Here is a 23,866-nt window from a genome sequence, read left to right as displayed (position 1 = left end):
AGCGTTTTATTGTAGACGTTGATGATTATAATACGCCTCACCTATTGTAATGATTGAGTTGCACGCTTGTACAAGATTATTTTGTCTGAATGAAAGACATTTTTGGTACATAATTAGTGCGTAGTTATTAAATAATAATCTTATAAAACCATTTGTTTCGAGGGATAATCTTATGAAAAAGAAAAAAACCGTATTTCCAGAAAAAGGATATAGAACAAATCAGAACAATTTTATAAACGGAGAAATAACCCCTTCTTTGGATAAAAATATAAACTTTATAAAAACATTATTTGGAGATGCCCCAGATCTTGTAATAAGAAGAATTCAGAAAGAAAATAATCATACTTTGGCGTTAATGTATTTATCGGAATTAGTTGATGAAACGGATATAAATGAGAATATCCTTAAACCTTTGTTAAGTGAAAATTATAAATCTGAAATGGAACTAATCATACCAATTGGGAATATTTCTAAGCTTCAATATCTTAATGGTATTCAGGAAAGTCTATTAGAGGGAAATGCTACTCTTCTTTTAGATCACTCTACATTTGCATATAAACTTCAAATCAAAGGTGGGCTCAATAGAGAGCCTTCTGATTCTAAAAATGAAATATCTATAAAAGGCACACATCAAGGGTTTGTAGAAGCTGCTACTAAAAATATTGCTTTAATGCGAAATTATTTACCAACTACTAAGTTAAATGTGAAATTATTGGAAATTGGTGAAGAAGGAAAAACAAAAATTTTTGTACTTTTCTTAACGGAAAAGGCGGATCCTCATATAGCAGCAGAGTTACAGAACAGATTAAATAATATTAAAGTTAATTCCATAGTTAATACTGGGGAATTGATTAAGCACATTGAAGATAATCCGTACTCCCCTTTTCCACAACTTTTACTGACCGAAAGACCAGATACGGCCGTATCTCATCTTTTAGAAGGGAAATTTGTAATAGTTGTCGATCACTCTCCTAATGTATTAATTGGTCCAACAAATTTCCTTAGCTTTTTTAGAAATATAGATGACTGTAGTACAAGGTGGATGATTCATTTTATCCTTCAAATATTACGCATAGGGGCATTCTTCTTAGCACTTGTTTTACCAGCTATATACATTGCACTCATTTCATATAATTTTAGTCTGATACCAGTTCCATTATTTTTATCTGTAGCCGAATCAAGGGAAAATGTTCCTTTTTCAGCTATTGTAGAAGCTATGATTATGGAAATCACTTTAGAAATGATGCGAGAAGCAGCTTTACGCTTACCTGCTCCTATCGGACAAACTATGGGGATTGTTGGAGGTATTATTATAGGACAAGCGGCTGTACAAGCCGGAATCGTGAGTAATATTATGATAATTATCGTTTCCGTGACAGCAATCGCATCGTTTACAGTGCCTAATTATGATATGAGTTTAGCTGTTCGCTACTTACGTTTTCCTATGATGTTATTAGCGACATGGTTTGGAATTGTAGGTATTATTATAGGGCTTATGATATTACTAGCACATATGCTAAGTATTCGTTCTATAGGTATTCCATATGGAGTTTCATTTTTGCCCTTGGAAATTTATAAACTCAAACATTTTATTCTTAAATATAAAAATGGAACCAAAGGTGATATATGATATCTAAAATTGATAATGCCAATACAATTTCTTTAAGTCAATTTATATTTATTATTCATGGTGCTCAGGTTGGAACTGGAATTCTCTTTCTCCCACGTACACTAGCGGAAAAATCAGGTACTGATGGATGGTTAGTACTCCCTCTTTGTTTTTTATTTTCTACAATAGCTAGTATAGCGTGGATACAGATAGCTCGTAGATATTCAGAACATCTGTTGAATAACAAGATAAATGGAATAATAAAGAAAACTATCGTTATAATTTATATTGCCTATTTTTCTTTTTATGCGTGGGTCGTTATACTAAATGGCATGCTTTATATTAAGGGGAATTTGCTCCCAAAAACACCTGATTATTTCATAATAATTTTATTTTTAATTCCTACTTATCTTGTTGTATCCGAAAACATTTACGTCTTAGGTCGATATTCTGAAATTGTATTTTACCTTACGATTTGGATTATACTACTATTTTTAATTCCTCTAAAAGAAGGGAATATATTGAATATGCTTCCGATTCCTAAAAATGGAATCACTGGAATTTTGAACGCTTTTCCTCAAGCTATCTTTCCTTTTACAGGTTTTGAAATAGTATTTTGTATATATCCATATTTAAAAAGAAAACAGAATGCCATAAAGGGGGTTGTAATTGCTAATAGTATTACAATGATTTTTTATATTTTTATGACGATTTCTTGTTTTATTTTCTTCAGTCCAGATGAAATAACGGCTTATAACCAACCTGTACTAAGTATATTAAAAATTATTGAAGTTAGCTTTTTAGAAAGATTTGATTTAATTATTATCTCTTTATATTTATTTGTGGTTTTCACTGCATGGACTCCATATATTTATGTAAGTTTATTATGTATAAGTAATTTAACTAATCGAGAAAAGAATACAATGCATACGTTCATTTTCTTTTTATGTATTATTTTAAGTGTTTATTTAATACATCCCTCTTTAAATCAGGTACAAGGTTGGAAGAATATAATTTCGCATATAGGATTAGGAACAGCTTATATATTTCCGATATTTATGTCAGTAGTAATAAAATTAAGAGGTGAGACATAATGAAACGAAAAATATTATATCTCCTCTCGTGTATAATTATACTCACGGGTTGTTATGATCAAGTATATGTGGAAGATGTCGCAGCAACTTTAGTTGTAGGAATTGATATAGACCAACAAGACAATTTAAAGATATATGTAGTAAACCCTTTAATAAATAAAGATCGGAAACGTACTGAGGAAAAACATTATACTACAGACATTACAGTGAGAAAGGCAAGAGATAAATTTGATACAGTTGATCCAGGTATTATTTCGGGTAGTAAAATTCAAATTATTCTTTTAGGGAAAAAATTACTTCAAAAAAAGAATTGGATAAGATATTTAGAACCTTTTTATCGTGACCCGCAAAATACTATGACTGCTAAAGTTATAGCTGTCGAAGGCAAGGTTTCTGACATTATTTCCTCCCATCCTCAACAGAAAAACTTTCTTGCAGATTATTTAACCAAACTAATTAGAACAGGTAATGCAAGAAATGTTACTGTTAAAACTACATTTAAAGAATTTTATAGACAAATCAAAGATAAAGGGATAACCCCTAGTATTTCCAGTGTTAAAAAGATAGATAATCAAAAAGTGGGGATTACTGGTACAATGCTTTTGGATTTCCAAAATTTATTTCGATTAAGTTTAAGTCCTAATGAAAATAAATTACTAACCATATTACAGAATAAAGTTAAAGGAGATTATCCATTCACAATTAAAAATTCACTTAGGGAAATAAATGAACGGTGGATTAGTATTTCTGCACAGAGAATTGATGTGGATACAAAAGTAACATATACAAACCATTTTACATTTAATATACAAGTTAACCTAGGGGCAGAAATTATCGAGAAGTTCCCTAATTTTCATACACCAATTAATGGTGGAAAGTTAGAAAAAGCTATTTCACGGCAGTTAACAAAAGAAATGAATCAACTTATAAATAAAATTAAACGTGCTAAGATAGACCCTATTGGGCTAGGGCTATATGCTCGTGCTTTCGAATATAAAAATTGGATTTCACATCAACATGATTGGGGGAAAGAATTATCCAAAGCAGAAATAAATATTAAAGTAAATGTAAAAGTGCGAGATAATGGGAGTATTAAATAAAAAAGAGTCAGTTCCAAAGCTTTTATTTTTGCAGAATTTACGATATGCGAAAGTTCAAACAGAGTTTTAGGATGAAAGCATCGTTTTTGCATAGAAAAACACGAAATATTTTATTTATTGTCATGCAAGAGACGTAAATACATTTGAGAACCAATAATTACTTGGAGTATTAGGTGATATGTGGTTGTGAAGGTTTCAAAGATCAGATTTAATAGCATAACAACCGTATACAGTAAAGAAAAGAAATATTTCTGCTAATAAAATAGCGATATTTTTATTGGCAACAGCATATATTGCTTACTATTCTGCATGCGTATGAATAAATCCTGATAGGAGTATTCACTTATACAGTCTCTAAGAAGTGGCTATGTTACATAAATTTATTGTGCCTAAAAGGATAGTTACTACAAACAATAAGTAGAGAACGCTTTAGTTGTTCCTATCAATCATCTTGAGTGTCATATAAACAATTAATAACAAAAAACAAAGTCTAAGAGTCATCATACTCTCTTCGACTTTGTTTTTGTCAGGTATATATAATAAATAGATTTATTAAAAAATTTTGTTCTCCATTATATTAATTTTCAATCAGTTTGTGATTTTTCCAATCTAATACATAGTTGTGGGTTGATTTATCTATATTTACGTTTTTAATATTTCCACCTACCCACCAACCTGAACCACTACCATGAACACCATTGAAGAATGAGTTCCAGTCCATTCGATAGTCATCTGAGGTTCTAGTGTAAGTTACTTTTAAATTAGATGTTTTTTCAGATTTATCTGCAACTACTACTGCAATCATACCAGGAGAAAAACCATATGCTGCTAAAGCAGGCATTTCATCACTTGATATAAAATTATCTTTCGCCCAATATGCCGCATTGCGTGATTTCATAAAAAGTTGATTTCTATAAATAGAGTCATCTGACTCTCTAGTGTAAGGTCCATACCCCTGATTCATTGAAGAAATAAAAGGTACCTTCCATTGAACTTTGTTAGCAGTATCTGTTTCTAGAACAGTCTTATAATCAGGCTGATCATAAGAGGTACTAGTTGACCAATTCATACCTCCAGAACCTCCTCCATCCACCTTATCACTAACTTTAATTTCTCCACCAATATTATAACCTACTGAAGATGTAATGGTCTTTTTATCTACTGTATTTATTGGAGAAACTTTATAGAATTGAGAATTTGCATTTGACAACTCCATTTCAATATTATAAGAGGATGCCCACTTTAAAAGTGCCGACATATACCCAGCATCATGCCCATAATTATCTGTTAATCCCTGTACATATTTATTAGCATTGATATTACTACCATCCGTTTTTATAACTGCGATTTGTTTATTACTGTAGGGGTCATCTATTATGGATACCAATAAAGAGGTTTTCATTTTTTTTTGCTCATCGAATATAGTAGAAAAATTATTATATACTTTTGCTTTTTGTTCATTTTGTCCAATCTCTACAATATCATTTATTTTAGTATCAGCAAACGATATTGGTGAATATAAAGTGAAACAAGTACTCATTACTATAGAAGTTAAGCCAATCTTGTTAAATATTGATTTTTTATTTATCATTACATTCCCTCCCTTAAATTTTTAAATATTTGTTATAAACTGTATAGCTGATAATTAGATACTATAACTAAATACTTAGAGAAATAATAATAAAAGAGATATAGTCAAATGTATTTTTTGAAATTGAGAGTTAGTGGTATAAATGTAATGAAATAAGTATTATATAGTCATTAAAGTTTTCAACAAGTGTTTGCCTATTGGAAAAAATAGAATGGGAACGTAATAAATAATAAAATATAGGTTTTATTAAACTGAAATCCATTATATTTATGTACTCTTATTAAAACAGGATTATGGTTTTAAGATATCTGTCAAGCGTTATATAACTAAAGGTGAATCTTTTAAATTGAGTACGCCTTTGCAACATACAATGAACTTCAACGTTTAGTAGCCATTTCTAAATCGTTTATAATCTTTGATGTCCGTATTTTCTTTATATAATTTGATAATTTATGGATAGATAGTATTTTGAAACAAGATAGGATTATACCTTTTTATTTCCTAATAAACATGTTTATTAGGAAATGTAGCAATTTAAACGCTTCAGTTCCACAGGTAGTTTCTATGAGCAGAAGCTACTAAAATAATTTATGATTAATTCGATGTTTGCAGAAGTTGCTTACTCAAATAAGTCAAAATAACGTTGAGTAGAGGTCGTTTGGAATATTAGAAATACTCAATTAATTACAATGATACAATCCTAAAGAATATAAATATTCTACATATATGACGTAGAATGCAAACAGATTAATAAACTACACATGTCCGTTATAAAAAACTTTGAGCCATTGGTTTTATTTTTTATTACACTATTAAATTTATATGTATGGCAAAAAGCACAGCATCCTGAGCCCATAGGATTAAACTGTGCTTTTTGTAAAGCCTTCAATAAACATACATACATTCATAGGATAACATAAATTACTTTGGTGTTTCCGCACCTTTCAATGTACAGTCATAGTAGGTTTTTACTACCTTATTTAACTGCACACTCAAAGGAAGAGAAAAACTCATCTTTTTAATAAAAAAAATACTAAATTTTTAAAAGCAATTTCTATTATTACAGAAATATTAGCAAAAACATTTTCGGTTTTTGCGTTTGGTAAAATTAAAAAATGAATTCTTATTTTCTTTACATATGGTAAATTTATTTAGAAGGTGTTATTGTTCATAGTATGTAATATGTATTGGGTAAGATCACAAAACTCTTTATCAGTAACAAGAAAAAAGCACTCTTTTGAGTGCTTTTTTTAATGTATGTTATAAAACACCTACTCTCTATACACCAAAGTATTATGAGTTGAACTTCATTCTTTTTAGATAAAGAATAATTCCACTCGCACAAAAATCAATATCTGGTTTTATTTTTTCATAAAATGGATGTTCTAATGGTAGACCTTTCTCAGTAAGGTTATATTTGATTTTTTCAAAAATCAGTTTAGAAACTGCATTTATTGCATTATTAGCATCATTTTCTGTCTTACAAACATTTTTACCTATATCAATAAATATTTTTAACCAATAATCAAGTTGGTTATATATTTCTTCTACTTCCTTCGATACACCATAGTGTCCAAAATAAATTTTACTTGGATTTAATTTTTGTATCTTTTTTTTGGATTCAATCATTTTTTTATAGTCAAATTGAGGTGGAGAAGTTATTGGTAGATATAAGTTATAGTCAATTTCGGGGAAATTAGCTCCAAGTGTATCTCCAGCAAATATGCCGTTTGTTGCAGAATCATATATGCACATATGATGATCAGCATGCCCTGGAGTATAAAAAAATTGCAGCTCGCGATTTGTAGAAATCTTTAATTTTTCACCATCAGCTACAGAATGAATACGTGCTTCAGGAATTGGAATTATAGGATAAAAATTTTTATTAAATATATCATGCCCATATGATTTTTTTATGCTTTTTTCTAACTTAACTGGCTCACACATATGTGTTTTTCCTAAAGGATGTACAAACAGCTTAGCATTCGGACAACATTTCATTAAAAGTCCTGCAGCACCAGCATGATCAACATGTATATGTGTCACTATAATATTTTTAACGTGAGTGAGTTCGATTTTCAATTTATATAGTCCTGCTAAAATATATCGAAGAGAAGGACTAGTACATGTATCAATTAATGTGACATTATCCCCTTCAGATAGAACATATGTTCCTGTTCTTTGTGGATGTCCTAATTCATAATCATCAATAATGTATACCTTAAAACCTTCCGAACTTATTTCCTTAACATAATCAAATTCCATGCTAATCCCCACCCTAATTTTTAATTGATTAATTTTGCCTTACCCAAACTAATACAATTACTTCATTCATTGGCGTAAGATTTAGATGTCCTGCAGTTAAAGTTAATTTGTTTTGGTTAAAATTATAGAATCGTTTAAGCTTGGTGTCTTTCCATTGAGGAAAAAGACATGTTTTCACATGATGAGTAACTATTTGTTCCTCTACTTTAAATAATCCGCAATAAGAAATATGATTGATAGCTAATGCCTGTTCTTCAGCAGAGGTATTTTTTAAATCAAGCTTTACTTTACTGGGTTGATTCTCCCCTGTAATACTAACACTCATATATCCATCATTGTTGTAAATAAGTAATCCATCTAGGTTTCTTCCAAAAGGATAAGATCGTAACCCCTTTACTTTCTCCACATAAAATTCCAATAGTCTCCAGGTTCCTATGAAACTTTTTATATTATCCATTTTAACTCTTCACCTTTCGTTTAAAATTTTTAAAGAATTAAGATGAACTAATTGTTGTATGTTTGGAAAATTTCTAGGTAGATTCCCGGAATATTTTTATAATTAAATTTCATTAAGAAAAAATCTTTTAATTACTAGTTACTGATTATGTTTTAATAAAGACATTAAATAAATTATTGCAATGAGTATCTTCTGTATAAAAATTTTAAGCTCCTAATTAAATAAGCTTCATTCCTCTTAATGGGGTAGCGTCAGGAAAATGCGGATTTACAACGATAAGGAAATTCTAATATAAAAAGCCGAATTTCCCATCACCTAAATTAAGAAATTCGGCTCTTTTTTTTGTTACTCCATAAAAAGCGTTCTATTACTGAATATGTAATTTACTTCGGGATAACAGGGACCCAGAGTTCGTGTCTTGGTTTATGCTTCGGACCGTAATAACATTCTATACAAGGTAAATTTGCAAGCAGGATTCATAATATAACTATCATTAGCTTTATAGTTTTTCTTGTAAGTAATTCCCAAGGTTTCTTCCATTCCATGAAGGGCAATGTTAGCGAGAAGTGGCGAGATAATTCCTCCTTGCGGAGTACCTTCTTGCGTTTCCGCGAAAAAGCTTTGCTCCATGTATCCCATCTTGAGCCATCGCTTCAATAGTTTTCTTCCTGGGAAGTAAGAAGTTTGTTTGAGTATCCACTCATGGTTGAGATGATCAAAACAGCCCTGAAAATCTCCTTCAAATATCCATTTCTTCTTTGTGCCCCCGTTGATTCTATTGAAAATGCTTCGTATGGCATCATGGGTACTTCGCTTAGGACGAAACCCGTAAGAAATAGCTTCAAATCTGGCTTCCCACTGTGGTTCAAGGGCATTTCGCACTATATTTTGATATACCCTATCCTTTATAGTTGGGATGCCCAACGGTCGCAATTTTCCGTTTTTCTTCACAATGTATATACGTTTTGCTGGTTTTGGTCGGTGTTGTAGCGTATTTAACTTTTTGAGTTGCTCATAGAGGGGTAGCGTCAGGAAAATGCGGATTTACAACGTTAAGGAATTCAATATAAAAAAGCCTAATTTCTCGGTGTTGCAAGAGCTTAGGCCTTTTTAAAAAACTATAAATACCGTTTGAATTAATATTAGGATCCATCTTGGTACTTCAACTTTCCGGAGTTAACTAAATTAACTTTAACTTTTAAATTCTTTATACTGTGTTCATTTAAGTAAAACGAGTCTGTTTTTACTTCTTCTTTCCATTTTCTTGGATTCTGACGGTATAATGATTCACCTAATTTGTAGATATCTACATTTATTTCTATTCCTTTTTCAAAGGATTTTAGAATTTCTAATTTGATAATATCTTCAGTTTTTGTAATCAACTCTTTATCACTAATTTCCTTGATCTTCTCATTTATTCCAGCTTGAACTTCAACTCGAATATTAAAAAGTATGGGCTTACTACTCATAATAGGGGAAATTGTAATCTTAGGTTTCTCTATCACTACGGAAACAACAGCGCTATCATTCTCAATAATCCACACAGGAGATCGAACGTTTTTTTCATCCATCCATCTTAGACCGTTTAAATCAGTCTCAGAAAGCCATCCTTCTAGGCGATTATTCCTTACAAAGAACGCTCCATCATTTCTTAATAATGGTGCTTTTTTGGATTCTTCTTTCCAATTTTCTGTTGAAATTTTAAGTGATGGGATATAAGCAGTTTGCCCCATCGGATCACTATCTCTAATAAATTGATAAAATTGTTTAGGTTGTATGTAAGACCGTTGTTTATACCTTTCCTTTGGTTCATGGAGAATGGTAGACAACCCCGATAATGTAAAAAGGGCTTTTGTTTTAAGTATATCATCAATGGGTTCCTTTGTAGCGTATAAGAGAATATTATAGCGTATTTCTCGGTACCGATTAATAAAATCAATAGAGTCTTTAATATCTTGTCTGAGCAGTCTTTCGCTTAATATTATTGTAGATACATGTCCCCAAAAAAGTCTTTGTTGAGCATCCTTATATAATTGATTTAATGCTTCCGTAATGGTAAAACCTTCACCTCTTCCTATCCACACTGGTGGTTGTTTATCAGGTCTAGCCCCCTCTAACTTAGCAACGTTAGAAAAGTCAAGTAACTGAGCATAAGCTATATATTTTCCTTCTTTAAAATCTATACCAAGAGCTGCAACATAATAAATATCTTGAACTTCTTTAATATTCCAACATCCAGATAACATTGCACTAGTGATAAGCATCATAATTATTAGTTTTATTTTGTGCAGCTTCACTGTTTTCCTTCTCCTTCGTCCGTTTTAGAACTATCATTGGTTCGGAGATAATCAACTCTATGTCTATAACTTCTCCACGGTAAACGAAACAATCCCTTGAAAAAATCTGAACTAGATTTTGGGAAAACTAAAGCTAAGTAAGGGATTCCAAAGGAACGTAATCTTGAGATATAAAGAACGATTACGAATCCGGCAAGCATAAATCCATATAACCCCATCAAAATTGAACATAATAGTACAAACCCTCTGAGTATGGATACTGCTCCTGCTAATATTTGGTTTACTAAGGTATATCCCGCAATAGCAGATAAAGCAGTAATAACAATGACAGAAGGGGAGATAAAACCCGAACGGATTGCAGCATCCCCAATGATTAGTCCGCCTACCACTGAAAGGGTTTGACCAAGGGGGGAGGGTAATCTTTGACCGGCTTCACGGAACATCTCAAAAAGGAACAAAACAATTATAAGCTCAAGTGGTGCTGGAAATGGTAGACCTGATCTTGCAACAGTCACAGTCGCAAGAAGAGGGAAAGGAATTTGATCTTGGTGATAAGCAAGTAATGCCATCCAAAATCCGGGTAGGAAGACAGCTAAAAGAAATCCTATCCACCGATAAAAGCGTGCAAATGATACAGTTAGAAAATTAAAGTGGGAATCTTCTGCAGCTTTTATTAAAAAAGTTATAGTAACAGGAGCGATAATAACAATTGGGGAGCCATCAATTATAATCACTACTCTACCTTGCAATAAGCATTCCACTGCAAAATCTGGTCTAGCTGTATCACCACAAAGAGGAAAAATAGATAAAGATTGTTTCGATACCATCTCTTGAATTTGAGTTGAACTAATTACGCCATCGATATCAATTAAAGTTAGACATTCTCGAATGTTATCTAAAATCTCTAAATTAACTACATCTTTTAAATATAATATCCCTATTTGAGTTTGGGTCCGTTTACCTAACGTCAACGTTTGATAAGACAAGGTGGGATGTCTTAATCTTTTACGAATAAGTGCCACGTTTGTTGAAATATCTTCAATAAAATTGTCTCTTGGCCCACGTACGGATATTTCGTAATTAGACTGTTCAGTAGAACGGTTTGGTTTATTTGAAGCATTGACAGAAAAAAAGGTAAGCGACTTAGGAAAATACAGAACTAAATTTCCGTTAAATATTTCCAAAGAGATAGACTCTAACCCTTCTCCCACTTTTAAAGGTGTCCACTCTAGCTCTTGTTGATACTTATGGATTTCTTCCTTTAAGAAAAGATATTGATGTTTTTGAGCTATTTTTTCTAATTGAGGAATAACAATCTGATTTATTTGTTTTTTGTCCACTAAACTTTCGCAATAAATGAAAAAGGTCTCAACAGCTTTTTCTTCACTCCCAATTTTATGGAGAACAACTTTGACATCCTCACTATTTTGATATGTTGAACGTATTTTTTCCTCATTTAATATTGGATTTGGTTTATAGATAGAAAATTTTCCATTACCCTCTTTTTTTGTATTCTGATTCCATCTTCGCAAGGATTATCTCTCCTTTCCTCTTTTTAGAAAAACTAAAAGTCCTAATACTATTGAAAAGGAAAGTAAAAATAAAAAAGTTAAATGAAAATAAACATTTTGTAAAAAACGAACAAATTCGATATCACTTATAGGAAGAAGAACAGCCACAAATGTAATTAGTGAACTGATTCCTATTAATACATTCCTTTTTTTCTCGTTTTTAAATGAAAATAATTGTCCAATAATATATAAACCAAAACTAATCCTAATAAATCCACCTGATAACCATTGGTAAATTGAAAAGAAATCTACATGTTCGATATACTTTCCTATCTTCAATAATCTCCATTCTTCGTAAGCAGGATACCTCTGATTAGAAGCCTCTTCAGGTCCAAAAATAGCAATAGAACCCAATAAAGGTCCAAGCGTTAAGCCTATCAATACTAAGCCGAGCATAATAAAACTCCGTGACTTGATATTCATTTTTAATTTATGTTGAATAAAAAATATTAAAGTCACTTCTAGCAGAGAACCTAAACTATAGACGGTTCCTTTGATAACGGGTGTCAATCCATTCTCAAGGATAGGGAATAATTGAGAATAATCCTTATGAGGAAAATTAAGACTCATAACGAAAAAGCCTAATGCAACAACAAATACTAATAAAAAACCTGAGAGAATAGATAAGGTTGTAAAGGTAGAAGTTGCAGCAAAAAAGCAGATAACTAAAAATAGCATTGCTAATATAGGCGCAGGACTTTGTGGGAAATAGGATGTAACGGTCCATACAATCATATCCTTTAAGGTAACTCCAATAAATAAGAGGATAAATATATATATTAAAAAACATAATCCCCTTGCAATAATTTTGCCAAAATGGTTATTTAACCATGAATACAGATGTGTATGGTCTAATTTTTTCATAATAAATTGAATAAAAAGTAACCAACCGAGAATGAATCCTCCAGATAAGAGGACAGAAATCCACGAATCCCTCTTTGAGATCGCTAATAACATAGGAATTACCATTACGTGATTCATTAAGCCAATACTCATCATAAACAAAACAAATACTTGTGAAAAATTTGCTTTATGTGATTGCATTGTTAAACCTACTATCTGATTAGGATTTAATAATTAATGAGCAAATAAAATAAAATTTATTTCTAGGTTACTCAAAGGTATTCTTTCCATTTATTAATTAATTATCCATAAAACACCTCATATTATACTCATTAGCATCAAACCATCCCCACACGGTTTGGAATATTTTTGCGATAATCTCCTAAAGGAAGCGCTTCAGGTAAATGGTGATTACAACAATAAGGAAATTTCAATATAAAAAGCCTTATTTCTCGCCAACTTAATCGAGAAATAAGGCTTTTTTGTTCACTATAAACAGAGTTCTATTATTGAATATGTAAATTACTTAGGGATGACAGGAACCCAGAGTTCATGTCTTGGTTTATGATTCGGCCCGTAATAACATTCTATACATGGTAAATTTGCAAGTTCGTACTCAGAGGTAGGGACCCACTCGGAATATAATCGTTTCCATGCATCTACTATGTTCGGAAAAACTGCCCATGTACTTGCGGGAAGAATAAGCGTCTCCATATTTGAGGGGGGGTCACCATCGTATCTTACGCCCATGAAATAGGAAAACTTTTCATCTGTGATGGCTGCTTCTTTTCCGCAAACCCCCAGAAGGCTTTCAAGCGTGCATTTTGGGTTTTCCCATGACATATCTACTAGTTCTTGCATAAATCCATCTTTTTTCGCAGTGTTCCAAAGCGTAGGGATTGTTTTAAATGCTCTGCTTGTTTTTACTGGATTGCTTTTTCCGACAATTCTTAATTCAAAATCAAGGTTTTCAATTCTGTAGTCCATCTCGGTATCTCCTTTAATAGAAATTTGAAAGGAAATTTTGGGAAAGGCTTTTAACTGTACCCCTCTATTACGAGCATTGGAAGGGGTTACCCCATGCATTTTTTGAAAAGCACGTGAGAAAGTATCAGAAGAAATATAACCATATTTAATTGCCACATCGATGATCCGAATATCACTTTTTTGAATTTCAAATGCTGCAAGTGTTAACCGTCTTCGTCTAATATATTCTGATAGCGATACACCTGAGATTGAAGAGAACATTCTTGAAAAATGAAACTCAGAACAGTTAGCTGCTTTTGCAATCTCTTTGTAGTCTATTTCTTCATCCAGGCTATTTTCAATGTAGTTTAACGCATTGTTCATTCTTTCTAGCCAATCCATAAGTTTACTCCCTTTCAATATTTACTTTAAAACAAAATAGATAATAATTACCGACATTTCATGCCTAAAAATGTTGGTGAAAAAATACACCTTTTGATAGAATCAGGACAAACTATTTGTTTCTTTCCGATAGATTTCTATATAATGAAGCCCTAGATACATTAGTAATTTCACAAATTTGATTTACAGTCATGCCGCCTTCTTTATATAGTTTTACTGCATAATTCATCCCTGCGTGATTTTTATGATACTTCTTTAAACGCCCCTTAAACTTTCCTTCTTTCTTTGCTAACTCAATCCCTTCACGTTGACGCATACGGATAAGGTCGCGCTCTAATTGGTTCACACCAGCCATTACTGTAATTAAGAATTGGCTGTATGGATTATCCTCTGATAAATTTAGCCATGTATCCTTGAGTGATTTTAAGCTTGCCTTTTTCCTTCGTATTAAATCAATCAATTCAAATAAATCCTGCGTACTCCGAGTAATCCGAGTTAAGTCTGTAACATAAATAATGTCGCCTTCCTGTAAATCCTGCAACATTTTTTGAAGTTGCTCGCGATTCTTTGTTGCACCAGAAACTTTTTCTTCAAAAATAATATCCATCCCGATTTCGTTTAATTGCTGAAATTGCCTTGAAGGATTTTGGTTAGTCGAACTGACACGTATATAACCAATTTTCCGCAAAATATCACCTCATTTTTGAGATAAGTCTTATGAGACACTCTTAACTATGATTTTATCAGTCTACTATAATTGTATCAATAGAGTACACTCTATTGATATATAATTGAACTAATAAATTGAAAATACAGAAATGAGATGATACTGAATGAAAATGGCGAGAGGAAGAGAGTTGCTTACATCGGAACAGAGACAGGCTTTTATGCAAATCCCTGAAGATGAATGGATACTGGGGACCTACTTCACTTTTTCCAAACGGGATTTAGAAATAGTCAATAAGCGAAGGAGGGAAGAAAACCGTTTAGGATTTGCCGTTCAATTAGCTGTCCTTCGGTTTCCTGGTTGGCCATACACTCATATCAAAACCATCCCAGATTCAGTCTTACAATATATATCGAAACAGATCGGTGCCAGTCCATCCTCGCTTAGTCATTATCCTCAAAGGGAAAATACACTTTGGGATCATTTGAAAGAAATTCGAAGTGAATACGACTTTGTAACTTTTACCCTGAGAGAATATCGAATGACATTTAAGCACCTTCATCAATTAGCTTTGGAAAATGGTGATGCCATTCATCTACTGCATGAATGCATAGATTTTCTAAGGAAAAATAAAATCATACTACCTGCTATCACTACACTTGAAAGAATGGTGTGGGAGGCAAGAGCAATGGCTGAAAAGAAGCTATTTAATACGGTTAGTCAGTCTCTAACAATTGAGCAAAAAGAAAAACTTGAAGAAATCATCACTTCGCAGCATCCATCCGAATCCAATAAAACAATATTGGGTTGGTTAAAGGAACCACCGGGTCATCCTTCACCCGAAACATTTCTAAAAATAATAGAACGGCTGGAATACATACGAGAAATAGAATTGGAGACGGTAAAAATTAGTCATTTGCATCGCAATCGCCTGTTACAGCTATCTCGTTTAGGTTCAAGATATGAGCCTTATGCATTCCGTGACTTTCAGGAAAATAAACGCTATTCAATATTAACCGTCTATTTATTAAATCTAACTCAGGAGTTAACGGATAAAGCATTTGAAATTCATGACAGACAAATACTCAGTCTGTTATCAAAAGGCCGTAAAGCTCAAGAGGAAATTCAGAAACAAAATGGTAAAAAGCTGAATGAGAAAGTTATACACTTTACGAACATTGGACAAGCTTTGATCAAAGCAAAACAGGAAAAATTAGACGTTTTTAAGGTTTTAGAATCCGTCATCGAATGGAATTCATTTGTCTCTTCGGTCGAAGAAGCTCAGGAGCTTGCACGTCCTGCCGACTATGATTATTTAGACTTACTGCAAAAACGGTTTTATTCACTAAGAAAATATACGCCAACGCTATTAAGAGTATTGGAATTTCATTCCACAAAGGCAAATGAGCCACTTTTAAAGGCTGTTGAGATTATCCGAGGAATGAACGAATCCGGAAAACGAAAAGTGCCTAATGACTCACCTGTGGATTTTATTTCAAAACGATGGAAAAAGCATTTATACGAGGATGATGGTACAACAATCAATCGTCATTACTATGAAATGGCTGTTTTATCAGAACTTCGGGAGCATGTTCGGGCAGGAGATGTTTCCATTGTTGGCAGCAGACAATATAGAGATTTTGAGGAATATTTGTTTTCAGAAGATACATGGAATCAAACAAAGGAGAATACGAGATTATCAGTTAGTTTATCATTTGAAGATTATATAACGGAGAGAACCAGCAGTCTTAATGAAAGGTTAAAGTGGTTAGCTACCAATTCCAACAAGTTGGATGGAGTTTCTGTTGAAAAAGGAAAGCTGTCACTTGCACGCTTAGAAAAAGATGTTCCAGAAGAAGCAAAAAAGTTTAGTGCAAGCCTTTATCAGATGCTACCAAGAATAAAATTAACCGATTTACTGATGGATGTTGCGCATATAACAGGATTTCATGAGCAATTTACTCATGCTGCTAATAATCGAAAACCGGATAAAGAAGAAACGATTATTATTATGGCTGCCCTTTTAGGAATGGGAATGAATATTGGTTTAAGCAAGATGGCTGAAGCAACTCCCGGACTTACATATAAGCAATTGGCCAATGTTTCTCAATGGCGCATGTATGAAGATGCAATGAATAAAGCCCAAGCCGTATTAGTAAATTTTCATCATAAATTACAATTGTCCTCCTATTGGGGCGACGGTACAACATCCTCGTCAGATGGTATGAGAATGCAACTAGGTGTTTCCTCACTTCATGCAGATGCAAACCCACATTATGGGACTGGAAAAGGGGCCACCATCTACCGATTTACGAGTGACCAATTCTCTTCTTACTACACAAAGATTATTCATACAAATTCAAGGGATGCTATTCATGTTTTAGATGGATTATTGCATCATGAAACGGATCTAAATATAGAAGAGCATTATACAGATACGGCCGGTTACACAGACCAAATATTCGGACTGACCCATTTATTAGGATTTAAATTTGCTCCGAGAATAAGAGATTTATCAGCCTCAAAATTATTTACAATAGATAAAGCAAGTGAATATCCAAAATTAGAAGCCATTTTACGTGGACAAATAAATACAAAGGTCATTAAAGAAAATTATGAAGACGTTTTGCGATTAGCTCATTCTATAAAGGAAGGAACAGTTTCAGCATCTCTTATTATGGGGAAACTAGGCTCTTATTCAAGACAAAACAGCTTAGCCACAGCCTTGCGTGAGATGGGACGAATAGAAAAAACGATCTTTATTTTGAATTACATTTCTGATGAATCATTAAGAAGAAAAATACAGAGAGGATTGAACAAAGGAGAAGCCATGAATGGATTGGCAAGAGCCATTTTCTTTGGAAAACAAGGTGAGCTAAGGGAAAGAACCATACAGCATCAATTGCAAAGGGCCAGTGCTTTAAACATAATCATTAATGCCATCAGTATATGGAATACCTTACATCTAACAAAAGCAGTTGAATATCAAAAACAAGCTATTAGTTTTAATGAAGAATTATTGCACCATATGTCGCCTCTAGGTTGGGAACATATTAATTTGCTAGGAGAATATCATTTTAATTCGGAGAAAGTGATTTCATTAGATTCTTTAAGACCACTAAAACTTTCTTAACGTTGTTAAAAATGGGGGAATCGTCAGGAAACTAGGCTTAACGTTGTAAATCCGCATTTTCCTGACGGGACCCCTTATAGAGCAATTAATCAACGAAAGCTCGAAGAAACACAAAATTAATAACCCTCTACATATTAAAGAGCCGATTTACTCGTAACGAGGTAAAATACGGCTCTTATTTTATATACATTCCCTTAGCGTGGTTTTTTTCCGAAATGCTGGCGGTACCCCTTCTATTACTTTCTTCAAGTTGAATTTGCTGTTGTCTTTTTTCTTTAAATGATAGATTCTTCAATTGAAGATAACGCATATTTCTTCTTAACCATTTTCCTTGGAAGCGAGGAGTTTTATATTGATCCTCCCTCGTTAGGAAATAAAGCATTCTATTTATTTTTTTCAAAAATGGAAAAGATACTTGAAGATCAATTTCGTGTTGTTCAAGCATTTTTTCGACATTTTCTAATTGCCACTGCAAAATAAGAATCCTTAAATTTCTTTCCAGTTCCCTTAATTTCTTTGGATTACCAATTGAAAAAATACGGTCATTATACATACTAATCACTTTTTTATACTTGCCTTGTTCTCTTCAGTTTGATATTTCAGTAACTGTTCAATGACTTCGCGTAATAGATGCACTTCAATTGTATGATCAAGAGACTTTTCTTTCGATTCTTTCTTAGGTGCAAACAGTGGAAGTGTAAAGTTAGCAACTAACAACGTCACTATAATGACTCCGGCTGCAATAAAAATCAATAAATCTCTTTCTGCAAAAGTTTCGCCGTTTCCTAAGATTAAAGGGAGAGATAAACTACTCACCAAGGTTATGGTTCCCCGTACACCCGAAATTGTATAGAGCAATATGTTCTTCATATGTGACTTCCATGTTTCGTATGGCTCTAATTTAAAAGTAGGGAAGCAAAGCACCCATAAGAAACGTAAAAACAGGATTAGTGAAGTAATACTTAAAATGTATAAGAAAAGGGACCCTTTACTAATCTCTTCATTTTCCCAAATTACATGCGTGATTTCAGGTATTTGAGTTCCTAAGAGAATAAATACAAGACCATTTAAAGTGAAAGTAATCATGACCCAAGTATTCTTTGACAATAGGTTTAATTGAGCAACTTCTGGATTCAACCTTTTATAACTTATTGAATGAACAATCCCACCAGTAACCACTGCTAAAATTCCATTCACCCCAACGTGTTCAGCTATCATAAAAATTAAAAACGGAAGTAGTATCTCCATCAACATAAAAGAAGTATTATTTTCAAGACCATGTTGTCTTAACCAACGCATCAAGAAAATCTTTACTAATGTAATAACTGCCCCTAATATTATGCCGCCAATTGAAAGCATAAGAAAGCTTGTAGCGGCATTCGTAATAGAAAAAGCACCCGTCATGATAGCTAAAACAGCAAATTGGAATGAAACAAGCCCTGATGCATCGTTAATTAAGGACTCACCTTCTAAAATATGCATAATTTTATGTGGAACATTTACCTTCTCAGCTAACGCACTAACTGCTACTGCATCAGTAGGAGCTAAGGCTGCCGCTAAGGCGAAAGCTGCCGCCAATGGAATACTTGGTAGTAGCAAATGAATGAAATAACCGACAACAAACACAGTCAGGAATACCAAACCAATCGATAATGAAAAAATGGATTTCTTTTGCTCCCACAATGACTTTTTATCAGTATTCGATCCATCATTAAATAATAAAGGTGCCATAAATAATAATAAAAATAACTCAGGACTTAAAGTAATTGAATGTTCTTCAAGAAGGAGCGTCAACAAAATACCTAAGCCAACTTGAACAAGTGGAATCGCAATATTAGGCAAAAAACGACCTAGTATATTCGAAAGAAAAACCGCACTTAACATCAATAAAATAACTTCAAAAGTCTCCATTTAACTATCCTTTCTTACAAATACGTAAAATGAATTTAAATTGATTACTCATTAATAACCAAATTAATTAATGGAATTTTCAAAAAACAAATTTAAATTATTTCTTCTTTTTAACAATTACCTAACATCGTTAGTTTTAATTTTACGGTGTTAGATGTTATCGTGGATTTACTAATCTGTAAAGCGTAAATTTACAGTATTAGATGAAATGTAGTAACAACGAAAAAAAGAAGCCACTTTAGATTTCGGAGGAATTCCAGAGGTTTTTGTAATGATCTAATCTCTTAAGTGTAAATAGTATTTTGATTACGATACTATAATTCATTCGCGTGTTGGTCACACACAATTAAAGAACGAATTCCACCATCGGAAATTCGTTCTTACACTTTATACTGATTTTTATCACACAACCACTTCACAATATGCAGTTTGGCGAAAAAAGTGCGGCGAGTATATCTATACGGTCCCTAACGAGGAGTCAATTTCTCTTTTCTCTATCCCATCCAACAATAAGGCAATTCCTGACTCGAACATCTCGTCAGATCCAATTAAATTAAATAATTGGGCATCATGCATTCGTTTAATTAAACTTAATTGAGATAGATTGATTTCGGAGTTGCTTTCACCTTCAAGCATCATATTTACCATACGCTGTTCATACTCGTCTATTGCATAATGAATAACAAAATTGAACACGAGCGATACGTACGAAAACTTCTGCTCGTCTGATAGATTCGTCGTATCAATCATTTGCAGTAGACAGTCGACTAACTTCAAATAATCGGACTCTGGACGCGACTTTAAGAGAATCTGGGCTGAGCATGGAAACTTTTTCAACTTTTGGCGAATGACTTGTGTACTTAAAAATAATTGTTCCCTCCATGTGCCAGTTTTGGGGAGATCGTTAATGATCTCTCGTGCGACTTCGTTTGCCAGTGCCTGGAATAAATTTTGCTTGTTATTGAAATACCAATAAATAGTAGGCGCTTGAATATTAAGTTCTATAGCAAGCTTCCTCATCGTAAATTGCTCAATACCTTCGGAATTAAGCAATTTCCATGAAGCTTCTATAATCTTCTCTTCGGAAATATGTGGTCTGCGCTTAGACTTCATCTTGTCACCTCAAATCGTTTTTTATCTCTTATTGTAACTTAATTAACCTTGGATTTGACAAGAAAAAAACTCAACACCAATGTGGTTAAGACAAACAGAAAGGACTGAATAGGGTTATGCGTCACTTCTTATTGATTAGGTATCCTTTGTTTGGTATTTAACACGATGAAACTAGTAATCCAAACAAAGGAAGACATCTAATCATCAACCTTACGGCATTTTTGTTAAGTTCTCTCAAGTATAGCCTGATAAATATAAGCTACTCTTCAATAACCATATCTTCTTTAGGTAACGGATTTTGATTAAACATATGTTCACCAGCTTGCGCAGATAGACGAACACTCTTCATACCGCGTTGAATAGCTGGCAATTCATAATCTCGAAGAGCGTCAAACAATTGTTTATTTCCGTTTTTTACATGAACCAATTCTTTGGATAATTCATTTGCATCAAACAATGCCGAATTCGCCCCACTACCGGCAGGGGTCATTGGATGTAGAGCGTCGCCCAGCAATACGACTTGCGTAGTTTCCTTCCACGGCTTGAAAGGCAATACATTACGAAGATGATAAACAGCTGTTAATTCTGGTTCAGCCAATTCCAGCATACGTTTAACTTGCGGATGCCAATTCCGAGTTCTTTCTTGTGCGAGCTGTAACAATTCCGAACCGCTCAGTTTAAAGAGTTGTTCATCTGGAATGTCGAACCATTCTGGAGATCCTGCAAATACAGCATATAGATAGTCTTGCTGCGGAGTTATTTTTACCTGAAGCGCCAAAGATTCTGGAGCTTTCTCCAGCGGTTGTTTAAAAGCCATATCATCAAGAAGCAGAGAAGCTGGGGCTTCTCCATCTGGACTTCCTATACCTCGCATTTCTCCGCCTGTGAGTAATTTCAATTCCTCTCTTCGATGTTCGTCTAGGAATATCTTCGTATATAACACCCTACCTCCTGTATCGAAGATTTTAACATTTGGCTTATATTGTGTTCGAACTTTTGATGCACCGCCGTCAGCTCCCACGAGTACATCTGCGTCAACATGTTCCCCATTATCAAACCATGCTCTAATTTTTCCGTTGCCTAACGTCTCATAGTGGGTGAATCTGTAGCCCCAATGAACGTTTTCTTCTAGTTCTCCGAGCAGAACTTCTCTAAACGTAAAGCGGTTTACAGCTGCCTGTACCTCTTTAGATACTTCCCTCGTTCCATCGGGTCCACCGGATTCTTTATCCTGTTTTAAGGAATATGCGTCGAGAAATACAGGATGACTCGTGGTGAAAACCGAAGTCGCTAAATGCAGTTCGTACAGATGAGTAGGTAAGCAATTTCGAAGTGCCTTCGTACCGTCGGGATTTAATTTAATACGATATCCTGTTTGACGAAATGAAGAACATTGCTCTCTTTCATAGACACCAAAATCGATATTGTTTTTTTTAAGACTTTGGGCAAGTGCAAGTCCCCCAAGCCCTCCTCCTATAATAGCAACAGTAAGTTTATTCATTTTTTAACAACCTCTCTAACTTTGTTAGATTTATCTTACAGTGTTATATTAATGCGTAATTATGAAATTTGTCAACAATGATGTGTATTAAAATTAATACAGTACATGCGTGTTGATTAACCAATAAAATCCAAAAAAAGCATACAAAAAAGGGCACCTATCTTGTAGAATGTAATTTGTAGAAAACATACTCAAGAAGGTGTCCCTATGAAAAAGAATATCACATTCCCGAATTTGCTTCAAAAAATTGTTTCAGAAGAAGAACTGGCAATTATTCAAACGGCCATTGGTTATAAAGATACAGCTCGTAAACTTGATGTGCTGACCCTGATCAAATACTTAATCTGCGCATCAATGAATGAATTTAAAAGTTACCGACACTGCGCGGATGTAGGCGAGCAATATGGATTGCCGCAAGTGAACCATTCGACTCTCTCAAAAAAGGCGAGCCATCTGGACTACCATGTGATGAAAAAACTCTTTGACTTGGTCGTTTCTAAATGTAATCGGATGACTCGTCGTGCAATGAAACTCCCAAACGGACTTCTCATCGTGGACTCCACAACGATTACGGTTGGGAAAACACGCCTTCCTTGGGCTGTCTATCATGGGGAGCGTTCAGGCATCAAACTATATGTTAGTTATACTCCAAAAACGGACATGCCACTTCAAGTCGTTGAAACGATTGGTCGCTTACATGACGGTCCTGTCGGTGAACAACTTGTTGATTCTCGGTTTGTTCTGGTAGAAGACCGTGCTTATTTTAAAATCACACGAATCGACCAATTTGTTTCTGAACACCAAGAGTTTGTCATCCGAATGAAGGAGAATATTGAGATTGTTCGCCCTCATGCTTTAAAACGATTAGAACAGCTAGAATCGCCTGTGACTCGTGACATCACGTGCCAACTTGGAACATCACAATCTCGTTCTGAGAAGCGTCATCGTGTGGTGTTTTTTAAGGATGATGATGGACATGAGATGCGAGTCGTGACCAATTTAATGAATGTGGCACCCGAAGTCATTGCCGACATGTATAAAGCACGATGGAAGATTGAAACGTTCTTCCGTTGGATCAAACAGAACTTGAATGTCCCTGTCCTGTTTGGCACAACTGAAAATGCCGTATTTAATCAACTTTTCTCCGCTCTTATTACCTATGTTTTACTCAAGTGGCTTTATACTAAAACATCAGAAAGACAAGTATTTAAAACCGTATCGTTTGTCACGTTCCAACGGCAACTCGTCGGAAACAATTTACCCATTGATTGGCAATCTGAAATGAGCACTTTTTTGAAAAACTACGTCACATTCCAAGGGATAAGTCTGTCTAATTTTGGATAATC

At 33.7% G+C, this 23,866-nt stretch carries 15 protein-coding genes and 2 pseudogenes; 5 read left to right on the top strand and 12 right to left on the bottom strand.

Features of this window, described 5'->3' with window-relative positions; all coding sequences use genetic code 11:
* The first annotated feature begins 172 nt into the window (after nt 1-172).
* The 3 genes from PDQ40_RS22820 to PDQ40_RS22810 are packed head-to-tail and all read left to right on the top strand — an operon-like array spanning nt 173 to nt 3,803.
* Nucleotides 173-1,630, top strand: a complete 1,458-nt coding sequence (locus PDQ40_RS22820) for a spore germination protein (RefSeq protein WP_242228014.1) — start codon at nt 173-175, stop codon at nt 1,628-1,630.
* Nucleotides 1,627-2,703: a GerAB/ArcD/ProY family transporter gene (locus PDQ40_RS22815; protein ID WP_242228015.1), complete on the top strand. Its 1,077-nt coding sequence runs from the start codon at nt 1,627-1,629 to the stop codon at nt 2,701-2,703. The genes PDQ40_RS22820 and PDQ40_RS22815 overlap by 4 nt, the downstream gene beginning before the upstream one ends.
* Nucleotides 2,703-3,803 (top strand): Ger(x)C family spore germination protein, encoded by a 1,101-nt coding sequence (locus PDQ40_RS22810; protein WP_242228016.1) that lies wholly within the window; start codon nt 2,703-2,705, stop codon nt 3,801-3,803. The genes PDQ40_RS22815 and PDQ40_RS22810 overlap by 1 nt, the downstream gene beginning before the upstream one ends.
* Before the next feature lie 577 nt (nt 3,804-4,380).
* Here the strand turns inward: PDQ40_RS22810 and PDQ40_RS22805 are convergent.
* The 9 genes and pseudogenes from PDQ40_RS22805 to PDQ40_RS22765 form a co-directional block, all read right to left on the bottom strand.
* Nucleotides 4,381-5,394, bottom strand: a complete 1,014-nt coding sequence (locus PDQ40_RS22805; protein ID WP_242228017.1) for a beta-channel forming cytolysin — start codon at nt 5,392-5,394, stop codon at nt 4,381-4,383.
* 1,293 nt (nt 5,395-6,687) lie between these two features.
* A complete protein-coding gene (locus tag PDQ40_RS22800) occupies nt 6,688-7,659 on the bottom strand; it encodes an MBL fold metallo-hydrolase (RefSeq protein WP_242228018.1) in 972 nt (323 codons plus the stop codon).
* A 28-nt stretch (nt 7,660-7,687) separates the two neighbouring features.
* Complete coding sequence (locus PDQ40_RS22795) at nt 7,688-8,116, bottom strand: lipocalin-like domain-containing protein (RefSeq protein ID WP_242228019.1); 429 nt, start codon at nt 8,114-8,116, stop codon at nt 7,688-7,690.
* A gap of 447 nt (nt 8,117-8,563) precedes the next feature.
* A pseudogene (locus PDQ40_RS22790) lies at nt 8,564-9,136 on the bottom strand (reverse transcriptase domain-containing protein); the annotation flags it as partial.
* Between the two features lie 122 nt (nt 9,137-9,258).
* Nucleotides 9,259-10,413, bottom strand: coding sequence for a Ger(x)C family spore germination protein (locus PDQ40_RS22785; protein ID WP_242228020.1), 1,155 nt, complete (start codon nt 10,411-10,413; stop codon nt 9,259-9,261).
* On the bottom strand, nt 10,410-11,945 hold the full coding sequence (locus PDQ40_RS22780; protein ID WP_001255449.1) for a spore germination protein: 1,536 nt from the start codon (nt 11,943-11,945) through the stop codon (nt 10,410-10,412). The genes PDQ40_RS22785 and PDQ40_RS22780 overlap by 4 nt, the downstream gene beginning before the upstream one ends.
* 3 nt (nt 11,946-11,948) lie before the next feature.
* Nucleotides 11,949-13,028 carry a GerAB/ArcD/ProY family transporter gene (locus PDQ40_RS22775; RefSeq protein WP_001190587.1) on the bottom strand — a complete coding sequence of 360 codons (1,080 nt, stop codon included), beginning with the start codon at nt 13,026-13,028 and terminating at the stop codon, nt 11,949-11,951.
* Between the two features lie 321 nt (nt 13,029-13,349).
* Nucleotides 13,350-14,195 (bottom strand): AraC family transcriptional regulator, encoded by an 846-nt coding sequence (locus PDQ40_RS22770; protein WP_242228021.1) that lies wholly within the window; start codon nt 14,193-14,195, stop codon nt 13,350-13,352.
* A gap of 112 nt (nt 14,196-14,307) precedes the next feature.
* Nucleotides 14,308-14,883 carry a recombinase family protein gene (locus PDQ40_RS22765; RefSeq protein ID WP_001226074.1) on the bottom strand — a complete coding sequence of 192 codons (576 nt, stop codon included), beginning with the start codon at nt 14,881-14,883 and terminating at the stop codon, nt 14,308-14,310.
* Between the two features lie 145 nt (nt 14,884-15,028).
* Here PDQ40_RS22765 and PDQ40_RS22760 point away from each other — a divergent pair, with 145 nt between their 5' ends.
* Nucleotides 15,029-17,995 (top strand): Tn3 family transposase, encoded by a 2,967-nt coding sequence (locus PDQ40_RS22760; RefSeq protein WP_061185104.1) that lies wholly within the window; start codon nt 15,029-15,031, stop codon nt 17,993-17,995.
* Between the two features lie 235 nt (nt 17,996-18,230).
* On the opposite strand, the pseudogene PDQ40_RS22755 reads toward PDQ40_RS22760, so the two are convergent.
* From PDQ40_RS22755 to PDQ40_RS22745, 3 genes and pseudogenes are all read right to left on the bottom strand, one after another.
* Nucleotides 18,231-19,906: pseudogene (locus PDQ40_RS22755) on the bottom strand (Na+/H+ antiporter); the annotation flags it as partial.
* Between the two features lie 456 nt (nt 19,907-20,362).
* A complete protein-coding gene (locus tag PDQ40_RS22750) occupies nt 20,363-21,019 on the bottom strand; it encodes a TetR/AcrR family transcriptional regulator C-terminal domain-containing protein (RefSeq protein ID WP_242228022.1) in 657 nt (218 codons plus the stop codon).
* A 259-nt stretch (nt 21,020-21,278) separates the two neighbouring features.
* Nucleotides 21,279-22,520, bottom strand: coding sequence for an FAD-dependent oxidoreductase (locus PDQ40_RS22745; RefSeq protein ID WP_242228023.1), 1,242 nt, complete (start codon nt 22,518-22,520; stop codon nt 21,279-21,281).
* A gap of 207 nt (nt 22,521-22,727) precedes the next feature.
* Between PDQ40_RS22745 and PDQ40_RS22740 the strand changes: the two genes are divergently transcribed.
* On the top strand, nt 22,728-23,864 hold the full coding sequence (locus PDQ40_RS22740) for an IS4 family transposase (protein WP_242228024.1): 1,137 nt from the start codon (nt 22,728-22,730) through the stop codon (nt 23,862-23,864).
* Nucleotides 23,865-23,866 lie beyond the last annotated feature (2 nt).

The organism is Bacillus cereus group sp. Bc061 (assembly GCF_027715825.1).
Classification (GTDB): Bacteria; Bacillota; Bacilli; order Bacillales; family Bacillaceae_G; genus Bacillus_A; species Bacillus_A paranthracis.
The sequence above is the reverse complement of the archived record's forward strand: the minus strand, read 5'-3'. Positions and strand labels throughout refer to the sequence as shown.

Bases quoted from the DNA above. Each gene is read 5' to 3' on its own strand.
- PDQ40_RS22820 (WP_242228014.1), top strand. From the start codon at position 173: ATGAAAAAGAAAAAAACCGTATTTCCAGAAAAAGGATATAGAACAAAT.
- PDQ40_RS22815 (WP_242228015.1), top strand. From the start codon at position 1,627: ATGATATCTAAAATTGATAATGCCAATACAATTTCTTTAAGTCAATTT.
- PDQ40_RS22810 (WP_242228016.1), top strand. From the start codon at position 2,703: ATGAAACGAAAAATATTATATCTCCTCTCGTGTATAATTATACTCACG.
- PDQ40_RS22805 (WP_242228017.1), bottom strand. From the start codon at position 5,394: ATGATAAATAAAAAATCAATATTTAACAAGATTGGCTTAACTTCTATA.
- PDQ40_RS22800 (WP_242228018.1), bottom strand. From the start codon at position 7,659: ATGGAATTTGATTATGTTAAGGAAATAAGTTCGGAAGGTTTTAAGGTA.
- PDQ40_RS22795 (WP_242228019.1), bottom strand. From the start codon at position 8,116: ATGGATAATATAAAAAGTTTCATAGGAACCTGGAGACTATTGGAATTT.
- PDQ40_RS22775 (WP_001190587.1), bottom strand. From the start codon at position 13,028: ATGCAATCACATAAAGCAAATTTTTCACAAGTATTTGTTTTGTTTATG.
- PDQ40_RS22770 (WP_242228021.1), bottom strand. From the start codon at position 14,195: ATGGATTGGCTAGAAAGAATGAACAATGCGTTAAACTACATTGAAAAT.
- PDQ40_RS22760 (WP_061185104.1), top strand. From the start codon at position 15,029: ATGAAAATGGCGAGAGGAAGAGAGTTGCTTACATCGGAACAGAGACAG.
- PDQ40_RS22750 (WP_242228022.1), bottom strand. From the start codon at position 21,019: ATGAAGTCTAAGCGCAGACCACATATTTCCGAAGAGAAGATTATAGAA.
- PDQ40_RS22745 (WP_242228023.1), bottom strand. From the start codon at position 22,520: ATGAATAAACTTACTGTTGCTATTATAGGAGGAGGGCTTGGGGGACTT.
- PDQ40_RS22740 (WP_242228024.1), top strand. From the start codon at position 22,728: ATGAAAAAGAATATCACATTCCCGAATTTGCTTCAAAAAATTGTTTCA.